This window comes from Sphaerochaeta sp. UBA5849 (genome assembly GCA_002432715.1).
In the GTDB taxonomy this organism is placed as follows: Bacteria; Spirochaetota; Spirochaetia; order Sphaerochaetales; family Sphaerochaetaceae; genus Sphaerochaeta.
Genome location: DJGJ01000036.1, coordinates 1 through 13,817, shown reverse-complemented (window position 1 = coordinate 13,817; position 13,817 = coordinate 1). Strand labels below are relative to the sequence as shown.

Below are 13,817 nucleotides of genomic sequence, written 5' to 3'. Positions count from 1 at the left end.
GCCGAGGACATGATCGATGGAGTGCTCTCTCGCAAAGAAGAGCAAGACTCGACAGTCCTTTGAGCATAGGTGCGTTTTTCTATAAACGCGAAAGGTCTGTCTTCCCACCGATTCATTGTCCTCGGCTTGGCGCAAGCCATCAAGGACAAAAAATGACAAGGAAAGACAATCTTGAATTCTTCTATTGCATCGACGGAAAACCGTACCGACTTACTCCAGGTAAGGACGGAATCACAGAGGAGATCATCACCGTTCTCCGTGACTCATACCATGCCGAGAAACTGAACGATCGGTATGAGGATGAACTGCAAGATGCAAAGTTCAAATTCTCAAAGACTCTTCACGATACCAATCCGGTAGCTCATCCTACCGACCCTATCGAGCATCTTGTGGATATTTCCCAAGCCCCAGAAGAGGTTCTCTTCCAGGAGGAGCTATCTCTCTCGATCAGGGATCAGGTACACGCGATCATTCCCCAATTGATCCCTGCCCAACAGGAGCTTTTCTGGAAGCTTTGCGAAGGCCGACAACTCGTCGATATCGCCCAGGAGGAAGGGACCACGGACAATGCGATCCGTAGCCGCCGCAGGAAGATGTTCGATCGCATCAGGGCTCTCTATGCCGAGGAGTTCGGGGATGCATAGTCCCCGAATTCTCCTCGGGGTACGGATTTCAGGTATTAGGCAGAGGATGTACACACGGGGTGATGCCACACCGAAACAGCCTCCGGGGAAACACCCCGTACAGCGATGGAGAAACACAATGAAACTTCAACACAGGGTCCAAATCAATGTGGCCCAAGGCGGGGAAGGAACCCAGGGGGTACTGGGTAGCCGTGGACGAAAGCTACCCGCAAGGTTGCTGCGATTCCTGTTCGGCCAGTACAGCGAAGTGCTTGTACTTACACCGGGCAAAACGGTCAGGAGCGTCGAGATACATGAGATGCAAGAAGGAGTGAATGAAAATGGAAGATAAAGCCCAGTTGTTGCTTGATGGAGCCAAGGGATTCAGATCCCTTGCGGAGGCGCTCGAGTTAGCCGCCGAAGTGCTTCGCACACAAGACCTGAAGAACCTGCTTGGACAAAAGAATATCCAACCAGACCTTTTTGAAGCACAGGACTCACCAACGATTCAAGAGCCCTCAAAGGATGAAAATCCTTTGTCGTTGATCGATGTGCGCAAGATACTCGCAGAGAAGTCACGTGATGGTCACACGGACCAAGTGCGGCTGCTCCTGCAAAAGTATGGAGCTGACAAGCTCTCCGCAATCGATCCCTCCCATTACAGAAATCTTGCCGATGAGGCTTTTTGTCTGGGAGCGACATTGGAAGATTTGAAGGCTGCCGTCGACGCAATCACCTCGAAGGACGAGGCCGATCAGCTGCCAGCCATCTTCGAACACCACTACGCAACCAGCCTTGAGGATCTGAAACCGGAATATTACCCGGGTTTCCTAAGGGATATCAGGAGGCTTGCCGATGAGTAGGCATTCCCTTCTCTCCCCCTCATCGGCCTCGCGATGGACGATGTGCCCTCCATCGGCACGCCTATGCGAACACATCGAGGAGAAATCAAGTGTGTTCGCCGAGGAAGGAACAGAAGCCCATACCCTATGCGAGTACAAGGTCAAGCTTGCCCTGGGAATCAACATGGAGGACCCGAGACCCACCCTGCATTACCACAATGAGGAAATGGAAAGCTGTACCGATGAATATGCCATATTCGTCCTCGAGGCATTGCAGCATGAGAAGGATGCCCGAAAAGATCCGTTGATACTCCTTGAACAACGCCTGGATATCAGCACGTATGTACCTGAATGTTCTGGGACCGGAGACTGCATCATCATCGCCGACAGGAACCTCCACATCATCGACTTCAAGTATGGACAGGGAGTCGAAGTCTCTGCAGACCACAATACCCAGATGATGCTCTACTCCCTCGGAGCTCTTGATATGTTCGGTTCACTGTATGAGGTGGAAGAGGTATCGATGACCGTATTCCAACCCCGCCTTGCAAACGTGAGCACGATCACCATGACTGCCGATGATCTAACCAACTGGGCTGAATCCTATCTCAAACCAAGGGCTGAATTGGCATTCCGGGGAAAAGGTGAATTCTGCTCAGGTTCACATTGCCGCTTCTGCAAGGTAAAAGCCACCTGCCGCAAGCGTGCCGAGGCAAACCTGGATCTCGCTCGCTACGAGTTCGCAGAGCCTGTACTCCTGGGAGATGACGAGATTGCAGAGGTCCTGAGGCAAGCTGACGAGTTGGCTTCTTGGGTAAGCGATATCAAGGGGTACGCTCTTTCGGTATTGGGTAGAGGAGGAAAACTGGAAGGTTTCAAACTGGTCGAAGGTAGATCGATACGCAAGTACACCGATGAGCAGGCCGTCGCTGAGGCAGTCAGCTCTTCTGGATTCGATCCCTACGAACACAAGGTACTGGGAATCACAGCGATGACCGAATTGCTGGGAAGAACACGATTCAAAGAGATCTTGGGCCCATTCATCTACAAGCCCAAAGGCAAACCGACGCTCGTACCGGAAAGCGATAAAAGACCGGCTATCACAATCAACGACTTTGACGACATGGAGGAAAAGTAATGTCAACAATCGCAAATCCAATGAAGGTAATCACCGGAAAGAACACCAGATGGTCCTATGCAAATGTGTGGGAGCCCAAGTCCATCAATGGAGGGTCTCCGAAGTATTCGGTCTCCCTGATCATCCCCAAAAGTGACAAGGCAACTGTGCAGAAAATCAAGGCTGCCATCGAGGCTGCGTACAAGGAAGGCGAGGCAAAGCTCAAAGGCAACGGAAGAACAGCCCCGTCCCTTGCATCGCTGAAGACTCCCTTGCGCGATGGGGATATCGACCGCCCGGATGACCCAGCTTACGAGAATGCGTTCTTCATCAATGCCAACAGTGCCACCGCACCCGGTATCGTTGATGCGGATTGCAATCCCGTGCTGAACCGCAGCGATGTGTATTCGGGTGTCTACGGACGGGCCTCGATCACCTTCTATGCGTTCAACTCCAACGGCAACCGCGGTATTGCGTGCGGGCTTCAGAACCTGCAGCTGATTAAAGAGGGAGAGCCTCTGGGCGGTAAGGCGAGTGCCGAGAGCGACTTCGCCACCGACGACGAGGATGATTTCCTTGCCTGATCTCTTCACAAGAGGACGGTGGCAATATGCTACCGTCCTTTTCGTACGTGCTTACTTGAAACCCAACTTTGTTACCAGGAGATCAGGATGAACTACCTTAGCATCGATATCGAGACATATTCTTCGATCAATCTAGCCAAAAGCGGAGTTTACCGTTACTGCGAGGCAGAGGACTTCGAGATCCTCCTGTTCGGTTATAGCGTGGACGGCGGGGAGGTGAAGGTCGTCGATTTCGCCCGGGGAGCAAAAATCCCCAAAAATATAATCAGGGCAATCTCAGACGATGGCATCATCAAATGGGCATTCAATGCAACCTTCGAACGCATTTGTCTTTCCCGCCATTTGGGGTTGCCGACAGGTACTTATCTCGATCCGTCCTCCTGGCGTTGCACGATGATCTGGTCGGCGTATCTGGGACTACCCCTATCGCTAATGGGCGTCGGTGCAGTGCTCGGTCTTCAGAGACAGAAGCTCTCCGAGGGCAAGGATCTGATCAGATACTTCTGCACACCATGCAATCCTACTATCACCAACGGCGGGCGTACCAGGAATGAGGCTGATGATGCACCTGACAAATGGAGACTGTTCATCGAGTACAACAAGCGCGATGTCGAGGTTGAGATTGCCATCCATCAGCGCCTCTGCCGATTTCCGGTTCCCGATGCCATCTGGGATGAGTACCGCCTTGATCAAGGCATCAACGACCGGGGTGTGTTGGTCGACAAGAATCTCGTGGGTAATGCAATCAAGATGGACAAACGTGCCCGAGAAGAGTTGATTGCGAGGATGAAGGAGCTCACTGATTTGGAGAATCCCAACTCGGTATCCCAGGTAAAAACCTGGCTGTCAGAGAACGGTCTTGAAGTCGATTCTCTTGGCAAGAAGGATGTGAAGGCAGCTTTGCAGGATGCCCCGCGCCAGATACAGGAAGTGCTCGAGCTCAGGCTTCAGCTTGCCAAGTCGTCGGTGAAGAAGTACCAGGCGATGGAAAACGCAGTTTGCAGCGATGGCAGGACTAGGGGCATGTTCCAGTTCTACGGGGCAAACCGTACCGGGCGGTGGGCCGGAAGACTCGTGCAAATGCAAAATCTACCCCAGAACCATCTGGTGGATCTGGAGACTGCAAGAACCTTGGTGAATAGCGGTGGGTATGAAGCGGTGCAGATGTTGTATTCCGATGTTCCCAACACATTGTCCCAATTGGTCCGTACCGCATTCATCCCCAGAAACGGATATCGATTCATTGTTTCGGACTTCTCAGCCATCGAAGCAAGAGTGCTCTCCTGGCTTGCAGGGGAAACCTGGCGCATGGAGGTCTTTGCGGGCAATGGCGACATCTACTGTGCATCGGCTTCACAAATGTTCAAGGTCCCTGTAGAGAAACATGGCCAGAATGCCCATCTGAGGCAGAAAGGGAAAATTGCCGAATTGGCACTCGGTTACGGCGGGTCGGTGGGAGCTCTGAAGGCGATGGGCGCTCTGGATATGGGCCTTGAAGAGAATGAGCTCAAGCCATTGGTGGATGTGTGGCGTCAATCCAATCCGAACATCGTCCAGCTTTGGTGGGATGTGGACAAGGTGGTTAAGGAAGCGGTCAAGGAAAGGATGTCGACCAACACACATGGCATCAGGTTCTCATATGAGAGTGGCTTCCTGTTCATCACCTTGCCATCAGGCAGACGGCTTGCCTACGTGAAGCCCCGTATGGGTACCAATGATTTTGGCAGCGATTGCGTAACCTATGAGGGTGTGGGAGCCACAAAGAAATGGGAACGCATCGAAACATATGGGCCCAAGGTGGTGGAGAACATCGTACAGGCAATCAGCCGTGACATTCTCTGCTACTCGATGCAGCAACTCAAGGATCATCGGATCTGCATGCACATCCATGACGAGATCGTCATCGAGGCACCTGATGAAGTGGAACTGAAAGACATCGAGGCTTCCATGGCGGCATCACCATCATGGGCAGAGGGATTGCTACTCAATGCAGATGGCTTTGAGACCAAATTTTACAAGAAGGACTGAATATGAATATACGCAACAAGGAAGGATATATGGATAGGACTCCATATGAGGCTATGAAGGCTATTGAAAAACAAGCCAGACCACATTTTGATTATCATCCCATGGTATATATCTGCTCTCCATATGCTGGAAATATCGAAGAGAATGTGTTCCATGCCCGACGTTACAGCCGCTTTGCTGTCGAGAAAGGTTATCTTCCGATAACCCCTCACCTGCTCTATCCCCAGTTTCTTAATGACGCGCTTCAGAGCGAACGCGACCTGGGTATGTTTTTCGGCATTGTGCTCATGAGCAAATGCTCGGAGGTATGGGTATTTGGAGAACGAATCAGTACAGGAATGCAAATTGAGATTGATAGGGCTCGCTGCAAGGGATACAAGGTGAGATTTTTCGGCAGCGACTGCCTTGAGACCGATCCCAGGAACATTTGATCATTTCAATTCCTCCTCTGTGGTTTCCCTTTCCCCAACTTCAAAGGGTACGGTTTTTCGGCAATAAGAAGGAGGAATAATTATGAGTCGAAAAACCTTACCCTGTTATAGTCAAGACCGGTGCAACAACGATGTGTGCCATTCCAGTGAAAGAGCATCCCCTTCATCAGATACGCTGATTCCCATCAACTATGAAACCCCGGTTCCTACGGTCAGTGCAAGGGACCTGCATGCAGCATTAAATGTAGTGACACCTTACAGGGACTGGTTTCCACGCATGTGCCGGTACGGATTTGAAGAGGAAAAGGACTTTCGCACAAATTTGCGCGAAAGTACCGGAGGCCGTCCGGGCATCGATCATGAGATCACCGTCGCCATGGCAAAGGAACTGTGTATGCTTCAGCGCTCTGAGATGGGCCGAAAATTCCGAAGGTACTTCATTGCCGTAGAGGAAGCATGGAACTCTCCCGAACACATCATGGAACGAGCACTGCAGATCGCACACCAAAAAGCACTCGAGGCGCAGCGACGGATCATGGACCTCACGGAGGAAAATGAAACCCTCGAGATCGCCTTGAATGCCTCACTGCAGTTCTACACTGTGGCAAAGTACAACAAGGTTTTCGGAAAACACTGGAATCTTGCACAATCCCAGGCCATCGGCAAACAGCTGTCGGCTTTCTGCCGATCACGAGCGATCGAGATACGTGCATGCGAAACGAACGATGAACGCTTCGGAACTGTAAACAGTTATCCGCTCACCGCTTGGACTGACTTCCTGAAGGAGGACCTATGAGAGATCTGAATATCGCCTATGGCAACAGCTGTCATGCGAAGACATGGAGCAACAAAACTACCACGTTCGACGCCCTATGCGATCGTCTGTCAACCACCATCCGCACGACCGAGTCCGTCCAGGAGTATCCCAAACTCCCCAAGACACAACGCGATCAGGTGAAGGACAAGGGTGGCTTCGTCGCCGGACAGCTGAAGGATAACCGGCGGCGGCGGGAGAACGTCGTAAGCCGATCGATGCTGGCCTTCGATGCGGACCGTGCGCGCATGGATTTCGTGTCAGCGTTCAAGACACAGTGCCCCTACGCCGCCTGCCTTTATACCACCCACGGACATACCCCGGAGAATCCACGAGTACGCATTCTCGTCCCGCTAAGCCGGGACGTAAGTTCCGATGAATACGTGGCAATCGCCAGGCACCTGGCTGCCGGGTGGGACATCGACCAATTCGATGAATGCTCCTATCGCCCCCATCAGCTGATGTATTGGCCGACCACTCCCTCCAACGGAGAGTACATATTCGATCGCATCGACGGTCCATGGCTTGATCCCGATGTGTTCCTATCATCCTATCCAGATTGGAAAGACTGCTCGCTCCTGCCCACCTCTTCCCGCGAAAGCACCGTGCGTCCGCCATCGGACAAGATGCAGGAGGATCCACTTGTGAAGGAAGGGCTCGTGGGAGCATTCTGCCGTGCCTACTTCCCTATCCAGGATGCCATCGAAACGTTTCTTGCACACATCTACGAACCTACGACCAGAGAGGAAAGATACAGTTACATCCCCGCCGACAGCACCTCGGGGCTGGCGATCTATGAAGGCAAGTTCGCTCAATCCTTCCATGCCAGCGATCCCGCTTGTGGACGGAGGCTCAACGCCTTCGACCTCGTGAGGATCCACCATTTTGGCGATGACGATGCGAAGAAGTCCTTCAAGGAGATGGCAGACCTGGTAAGTAAGGATGAGCGTGTGAAGACGTTGATCACCCATGAACGACGTGCTGAGGCGAATGTCGATTTCTCATCCGATGGCGACTGGGAGAAACAACTGCGCTACATGCCGCGAAGCAGTCTGTTGGAGAACAGTGTATGGAATTTGAACTTGATCCTCAGCAACGATCCAGATTTCGCAGGGTTCGCATTCAACGACCTGGCGGGGCGCATCCAAGTCACATCTAAGCTGCCTTGGGACAGGCCGGTGGGAAACAGCTTCTGGCGTGATGCAGATACGGCTCAATTGAAGTCTCTCATCGACTCCCGCTATCTCGCATTCTCAAGCCGCAATCACGATGTGGCGTTCACGAAGATCGCAGACGATCGCCATTTCCACCCTATCCGCGATTATCTCAACGGCCTTCCACCATGGGATGGCGTCAAGAGGGTCGAGGAACTGTTCATCCATTACCTAAAAACCGACGATACTCCCTATGTCAGGGCAGTGACCCGAAAGACCTTTGCTGCAGCAGTGGCTCGCATATACCACCCGGGAACAAAGTTCGACAATGTCCTGGTGCTCGACGGCGAGCAAGGTATCGGCAAGAGCACGATCGTCAAGGACTTAGTGGGAAGTGACTACTACTCGGAAACCCTCTCGTTGGCTGACATGGAGTCAAAGGCAGGGGCTGAGAAGCTGCAGGGAGTTTGGATCGCGGAGATCGGGGAGCTGGCCGGCATGAAGAAAGCCGACATCGAACGCGTGAAGGCGTTCTTCTCCACCTCCGACGACCAATACCGCCCCAGTTACGGCAAGACGGTCGAAAGCCACCCGCGCCAGAGCGTGATCATCGCGACGGTCAACGGCGAACACGGGTACCTGCGCGATATCACCGGTAACCGGCGGTATTGGGTCATCAAGTCGCACCTGGAACGTCACCGGATGGTGTGGCAACCCACTGAAGCATACCGAACCCAGTTCTGGGCGGAGGCAAAGGCCATCTGGGAGAGCGGGGAAAAGCTGTATCTCGAGGGAGACTTCCTTGATGAGGCCGAGGCCGTGCAGATAGGAGCTATGGAAAACGATGACCGTGAGGGTCTTGTCAGGATATTCCTTGATACCCTGCTTCCCGAGAACTGGGATGCGATGGATATGTATGAACGACGCGCGTTCCTCTCCGAAAGGAACACTGGCATGACGGCGAAGGGCACTGTCAGAAGAAGTACGGTTTGCAACATGGAGATCTGGTGCGAATGCCTGAACAAGGATCCAGCACTCCTGTCCAAAAACGAATCATACCTGCTTACCGCCATCATGCAACACATCGAGGGTTGGGACAGGGCCCCCCGAGCCCACTTCCCCATCTACGGGCGTCAGAGAGGCTACACACGGGACAGCTGCAACTCCGGGACAGCTTATGATGAAGGCTGTCCCCACACTGTCCAGTGATGCAATTCATTCACAGAAAACGAATAACAGGGGATTCGGGACAGATGGACAGCAACAACTCAATAAGAGTATGCAGCTGCTAGGAGAGGGGGGAATGCAACATGGGCACCCATACACACGCGTATACATATATAGGACACACTGTCCCGGCTGTCCACCTGTCCCGCATTGGAGGAGCAATGCTTGAGCAAGAGAATGGAATGCGGGGACCAAGATCAGCTGAGGGGAGTTCGAAAACAGGACCACCCAATTACTTCTTGCCGAAACCGTTCCCGCACATCTTCACCACAATACTGAGGTATGGATGTGCCACGCTCGATGAGAGCATGGCAGCTTTGGAGAACTCACCCTACATAGCAAAATGTCGCAGGACGCTGTGGGAACTCGGGGCACCGTTGACCGGGTGGCGTTGCGTCCGGGTCAGCGATCACGAGTCGGATGACTTCACCTGCGAACTCTGTGGGTGTACGAGAGTGCGGTATGTCCATGTGATGGAGCACCCAGAGTTCTCCCAGATGTTGAGCACGGGATGCATCTGCGCGGGCATCATGGAGGAGGACATCCTTGGTGCTAAAGAACGTGAACGCGAGGTTCGAAGAAGGAGCCAACGCAAGTCAAACTTCCTGAAGAAGGAGTGGGTTGAAGCATCTGAGAAACGATGGGTGTTGCGCTATAAGCACCGCAAATTCGTGATCGACACCGACAGTTTTCGCGGACGTGAGTACTACCGTCTTGAGATCGACGGCGAGGGATACCACTGGAAGGACAATGCGCGCATGACGTCCTTCCTAGTAGCCCAGCACTTCGCGTTTGACATCATGGACGGGGAATATGCTTGAGAAAGAGATCGAACTGCAGTTGGTGAAGACTGTGAAAAAGAAGGGAGGTCGGGCTGTGAAATTCATAAGCCCGGGCTTCGATGGGATGCCTGACCGATTGGTGCTGCTGCCCGGCGGGCGGTGCGGCTTTGTGGAAGTGAAGGCCGCAGGCAAAAAGATGAGGGCACTCCAACGGGTAAGGCATGAAATGCTGAAGGGTCTGGGGTTCAAGGCATACGTGCTGGATTCCAGAGAGCAGATAGAGGAGATCATCAATGACATATACACCGCATGACTACCAACAGTATGCGAGCGACTTCATAGAACAGCACCCCGTGGCGGCGGTATTGCTGCAGATGGGACTTGGCAAAACGGTCATCACCCTGACGGCCCTTTCCAACCTCCTGTTCGATTCTTTCCTGGTACACAAGGTCCTGATCATCGCACCCCTTCGAGTTGCACGGGATACCTGGCCTACGGAAATCGGCAAGTGGGATCACCTTGGGGATTTGATTCCGTCAGTGGCCGTGGGAAGTACCGCCGAGCGCCTTACTGCCTTAGGGCGCAAGGCTGACCTGTACATTATCAACCGAGAGAACGTGCAGTGGCTGATCGAAGAGAGCACCCTGCCCTTCGACTTCGACATGGTCGTCGTCGACGAGCTCTCGTCGTTCAAGAACCACCGCTCCAAGCGCTTCAGGGCTCTGATGAAGCGCCGTCCCGTGGTAAAGCGCATCGTTGGCCTGACCGGTACCCCGGCAAGCAACGGCCTGATCGACCTCTGGGCCCAGTTCAAGCTGTTGGACAAGGGCGTGAGGTTGGGAAGGTTCATCGGAGCTTACCGTGATGCGTACTTCTCCCCAGACAAGCGCAGCGGCCAGGTGGTGTTCAGCTACAAGCCCGCCCCCGGTGCCGAGGAAAGGATCTACCAAGCGATCGAGGACATTACCATCTCCATGAAGGCCCAGGACCATATCAGGATGCCTGAGCTGATCACCAATGAGTACCGCGTCACCCTCAGAGATGAGGAGCGGATGGTCTATGAGAAACTAAGGAAGGATCTGGTCCTGGATTCCTCAGGGGGACAGGTGACAGCGGCCAATGCCGCCAGCCTGTCCGGCAAACTGCTGCAGCTGGCAAATGGGGCTGTGTACACCGACGACGGGGCGACGATCGGCATCCATGACCGAAAGCTTGATCTATTGGAGGACCTCATCGAAGCAGCAAACGGACAAAGCGTACTGGTGGCCTATTGGTTCAAGCACGACCTTCAGCGGATTGCGGGGAGGCTGGAGAAGCTTGGCGTGTCGTTTTCAACTCTGGATACGAGCGAAAGCCTCAAAAAGTGGAATGAGGGAAAACTCCCGGTCGGGTTGATCCACCCCGCATCGGCAGGACACGGGCTGAACCTCCAAAGCGGTGGCAATTGCCTGATCTGGTTCGGACTGACCTGGAGCTTAGAACTGTATCAGCAGACGGTAGCGCGCCTCTGGCGTCAGGGGCAACAGTCCGAGACCGTGGTGGTCCAACATCTCATCACCGAGAATACCATCGATGAGCGCATCATAAAGGTTCTTTCAGGTAAGGCACTAACCCAGGATGCTCTGATCGAGGCGGTGAAGGCCGAACTTACAGGGGGCACTCGATGACAGAGTCAAGCATGAGACAGCTGGCTGCAGCAATCATAGATCGAGCTGTGATGGACTGGCACAAGGCGATGTCCCAGCTGGAGGACAACCCCGATTACCTATATGCATGGGCGACGAAGGATGAGATCGAGCGGTTTTTTGAGAGCGAGTGGTTTGGTTTCCTGTGTGACATCAACCCCGACTTCACCAAGATTCACCTACAGGAGGCAAGAGCATGAAAACAAAGGAATATCTGTCACAGGCATGGTATCTGGACAAGCGCATCAAGACCAAGGAACGCCAGCTCGATTGGCTCAGAAGCCATGCCGTCTACGTCTCCCCCAAACTCACAGAGGTCCCCAAGGCTCCGTCGATCCGTCGATCTCCCGTGGAGGAGGCGGTGGTACGGATCACCGAACTGGAAAATGAAATCAACACCAGCATCGCACAGTTGATGCGTCTCAAGACAGAGATCGCTGAAGCGATCCGGAGTGTGAACAGCATGGAGTGCGAGACGCTGCTGGAGATGCGTTACATCACCTTCCTAGGTTGGGACCAGATCGCAGCCCAACTGAATTACAGCCAGGACTACATCTACCACCTGCATAGGAAGGCGCTGGCGCTGGTGAGGGTTCCTTCTATATGATATTTTGTTCCACCCTATTCCTGGGTGGAATATTCATAAGCTACAGAATATGGTCTTAATTTTATCAAAATGATAGTCTAATTATTATCATCATCAGGAAAGATCGAAACTAAATGCCCATCCTTTACTTTGAATCCCATTTGAAGTCCCTTATCATCCCAATCAGGATTCTTGAATAATCTTGACTGAATAATGAAATGGTATGCGTTTGTATCTATTGATTTCAAATAGAGTCTATTCAGTAGAAAAAGCGCAGCAAGAGAACCAACAACTGATTGCAGGTTAGCAGCATCAAAGTTATTAATACGATCGTGTTTAACAGCATTGTAATTTTTCCACCAAACCATTGTTCCAGAAAGGTTTTCAAATGGCTTGATCTCACAGTTGAAGTAGTTTATTAGAATCCTTTCTGATTCAACAGAGGGAAATCGGCTTTTTATATCAACTGCATAATCTTTCATTGTTTTATTATTGGCTCTTGGATACCCACACATATCCTTGAGTATTACGTCGATCTCTGAACAAACCGTCTGTAAAAGTGCAACATACTCATTCGAGAACGTTCCATAATTCGTTTCATCGAAAGAAACATAATCTCCCGTGATCAGAAATCGGTTTTCTAGATGTAGATAATATCCCCAATAGACTTTCTCAAATTCTTTAATATTCATGGATCTCAATCCTTTTGTAGGCTTTTCAACAAAATCAACCCGACTGCCATTTCTTTCTCAGTAATAACCATAGAAAATTCTATTACTTAGGATAGCACAGATTATCGTTTCCTAAAATTCACAATATGAACCGTAATCACTCCAGGAACACTTGTATCCAATCGTTAAATTATCAGAAAATAACAGTTGTGCTCAGTTCGCGTTCCACGCTACTGTACACTCAGACAAGTCCAATCGAGAGCTCGGGAATTCCTCCCGGGCTTTCTTTTTGCCCCAAGGAGTACCCCTCATGCCCTACAAGCCCAAGCGACCGTGCAGCCACCCAGGCTGTCCACATCTCACCGACGGTCGGTACTGCGCGGAGCATGCGAAAGAGGCTGCGAGCACCTACGAACGCAACCAACGTGATCCCGGCACCCACAAGCGCTACGGATCCTCTTGGAGGAAGGCCCGGAAAACATTCCTTGAAGGGCATCCCTTCTGCGAGCTGTGCAGGAGAGAGGGACGCCTTACACGAGCGACGGTTGCCCATCATATCACTGCCACTAGATATGGTGGTACGGATGACGAGGAGAACCTCATGGCACTATGCAACAGGTGCCACTCAGCCCTCCACGGGCGCCAGAGAGACCGATGGAACGTTAAAAGGTAACTATTAGTAGCGCCAACCCTAGGGGTATCTGAATCTCTACACCATATGTGGTGTACAACGGGCAGGGGCAATCACGCGGAAAAATTGGAATTCAAACGGGGGATTGACCCCCCTCATCATACGAAGGCGGTGCGACATGGCAAAAGACGGTACCAACCGTGGCGGTGCCCGCGTCGGTGCAGGGAGGAAACCCAAGGCTCTCTCAGAGAAGATCCACGAAGGCAAAGCTGCCCGTGTGGTGCAGTTGCCCGAGGCTCCCGAGCTCGAGGGCGCGGACATGCCTGAGGTCAAATATTACATGACGGTCACCCAGAAGAGTGGCATCGAGCTCGATGCTGCAGAGGTCTTCCAGGAGACATGGGATTGGCTCAAGACCAGACGCTGTGAGAATTTAGTCAGCAGCCAGATCATACACCAGTACGCGATGGCTGTAGCGCGATGGATCCAGTGCGAGATGGCAGTCAGCGAGTACGGCTTCCTCGCTAAGCACCCGACCACCGGTGCTGCGATCGCTTCTCCGTACGTGGCGATGAGCCGTGAATACATGAAACAGGTGAACCAGATATGGTACCAGATCTTCCAGATCGTGAAGGAGAACAA

General features: G+C 52.5%; 18 protein-coding genes. 16 read left to right on the top strand and 2 right to left on the bottom strand.

All coding sequences use genetic code 11. The features are described 5' to 3' along the window. The first annotated feature begins 152 nt into the window (after positions 1 to 152). From B3K89_RS06090 to B3K89_RS06025, 14 genes are all read left to right on the top strand, one after another. Positions 153 to 644: a hypothetical protein gene (locus B3K89_RS06090; RefSeq protein ID WP_321308148.1), complete on the top strand. Its 492-nt coding sequence runs from the start codon at positions 153 to 155 to the stop codon at positions 642 to 644. Positions 645 to 762: 118 nt separating this feature from the next. Beyond that, positions 763 to 975: a hypothetical protein gene (locus tag B3K89_RS06085; protein WP_244771471.1), complete on the top strand. Its 213-nt coding sequence runs from the start codon at positions 763 to 765 to the stop codon at positions 973 to 975. After that, positions 965 to 1,486, top strand: coding sequence for a hypothetical protein (locus B3K89_RS06080; protein ID WP_321308153.1), 522 nt, complete (start codon positions 965 to 967; stop codon positions 1,484 to 1,486). Before B3K89_RS06085 ends, B3K89_RS06080 begins: the two co-directional genes overlap by 11 nt. Next, positions 1,479 to 2,603: a DUF2800 domain-containing protein gene (locus B3K89_RS06075; protein ID WP_321308155.1), complete on the top strand. Its 1,125-nt coding sequence runs from the start codon at positions 1,479 to 1,481 to the stop codon at positions 2,601 to 2,603. The genes B3K89_RS06080 and B3K89_RS06075 overlap by 8 nt, the downstream gene beginning before the upstream one ends. After that, positions 2,603 to 3,166, top strand: coding sequence for a DUF2815 family protein (locus B3K89_RS06070; RefSeq protein ID WP_321308157.1), 564 nt, complete (start codon positions 2,603 to 2,605; stop codon positions 3,164 to 3,166). Before B3K89_RS06075 ends, B3K89_RS06070 begins: the two co-directional genes overlap by 1 nt. Before the next feature lie 87 nt (positions 3,167 to 3,253). Beyond that, a complete protein-coding gene (locus B3K89_RS06065) occupies positions 3,254 to 5,194 on the top strand; it encodes a DNA polymerase (protein ID WP_345907190.1) in 1,941 nt (646 codons plus the stop codon). Positions 5,195 to 5,223: 29 nt separating this feature from the next. Beyond that, complete coding sequence (locus B3K89_RS06060; RefSeq protein WP_345907189.1) at positions 5,224 to 5,625, top strand: DUF4406 domain-containing protein; 402 nt, start codon at positions 5,224 to 5,226, stop codon at positions 5,623 to 5,625. An 82-nt stretch (positions 5,626 to 5,707) separates the two neighbouring features. Further along, the gene (locus B3K89_RS06055; protein WP_345907188.1) at positions 5,708 to 6,421 is read left to right on the top strand and encodes an antA/AntB antirepressor family protein; all 714 of its coding nucleotides are present in this window, start codon (positions 5,708 to 5,710) and stop codon (positions 6,419 to 6,421) included. Continuing rightward, positions 6,418 to 8,802 carry a virulence-associated E family protein gene (locus tag B3K89_RS06050; protein WP_345907187.1) on the top strand — a complete coding sequence of 795 codons (2,385 nt, stop codon included), beginning with the start codon at positions 6,418 to 6,420 and terminating at the stop codon, positions 8,800 to 8,802. Before B3K89_RS06055 ends, B3K89_RS06050 begins: the two co-directional genes overlap by 4 nt. A gap of 257 nt (positions 8,803 to 9,059) precedes the next feature. Continuing rightward, on the top strand, positions 9,060 to 9,641 hold the full coding sequence (locus B3K89_RS06045; protein WP_345907186.1) for a hypothetical protein: 582 nt from the start codon (positions 9,060 to 9,062) through the stop codon (positions 9,639 to 9,641). Next, entirely contained in the window at positions 9,634 to 9,915 is a 282-nt protein-coding gene (locus B3K89_RS06040; RefSeq protein WP_345907185.1) for a VRR-NUC domain-containing protein, read from the top strand. Before B3K89_RS06045 ends, B3K89_RS06040 begins: the two co-directional genes overlap by 8 nt. Further along, positions 9,896 to 11,269, top strand: a complete 1,374-nt coding sequence (locus B3K89_RS06035; protein WP_345907184.1) for a DEAD/DEAH box helicase — start codon at positions 9,896 to 9,898, stop codon at positions 11,267 to 11,269. Before B3K89_RS06040 ends, B3K89_RS06035 begins: the two co-directional genes overlap by 20 nt. Then, a complete protein-coding gene (locus B3K89_RS06030) occupies positions 11,266 to 11,487 on the top strand; it encodes a hypothetical protein (protein ID WP_345907183.1) in 222 nt (73 codons plus the stop codon). Before B3K89_RS06035 ends, B3K89_RS06030 begins: the two co-directional genes overlap by 4 nt. Further along, positions 11,484 to 11,894 (top strand): DUF1492 domain-containing protein, encoded by a 411-nt coding sequence (locus tag B3K89_RS06025; RefSeq protein ID WP_345907182.1) that lies wholly within the window; start codon positions 11,484 to 11,486, stop codon positions 11,892 to 11,894. Before B3K89_RS06030 ends, B3K89_RS06025 begins: the two co-directional genes overlap by 4 nt. A gap of 77 nt (positions 11,895 to 11,971) precedes the next feature. Here B3K89_RS06025 and B3K89_RS06020 read toward each other — a convergent pair whose 3' ends face one another. Continuing rightward, positions 11,972 to 12,565, bottom strand: coding sequence for a hypothetical protein (locus B3K89_RS06020; RefSeq protein ID WP_345907181.1), 594 nt, complete (start codon positions 12,563 to 12,565; stop codon positions 11,972 to 11,974). A 220-nt stretch (positions 12,566 to 12,785) separates the two neighbouring features. After that, the gene (locus B3K89_RS06015) at positions 12,786 to 12,932 is read right to left on the bottom strand and encodes a hypothetical protein (protein WP_345907193.1); all 147 of its coding nucleotides are present in this window, start codon (positions 12,930 to 12,932) and stop codon (positions 12,786 to 12,788) included. Positions 12,933 to 13,052: 120 nt separating this feature from the next. On the opposite strand from B3K89_RS06015, the gene B3K89_RS06010 reads away from it, so the two are divergent. Continuing rightward, positions 13,053 to 13,217, top strand: a complete 165-nt coding sequence (locus B3K89_RS06010; protein ID WP_245535503.1) for an HNH endonuclease signature motif containing protein — start codon at positions 13,053 to 13,055, stop codon at positions 13,215 to 13,217. Between the two features lie 136 nt (positions 13,218 to 13,353). Beyond that, the coding region (locus tag B3K89_RS06005; RefSeq protein WP_345907180.1) for a P27 family phage terminase small subunit at positions 13,354 to 13,817 on the top strand (464 nt) is incomplete at its 3' end.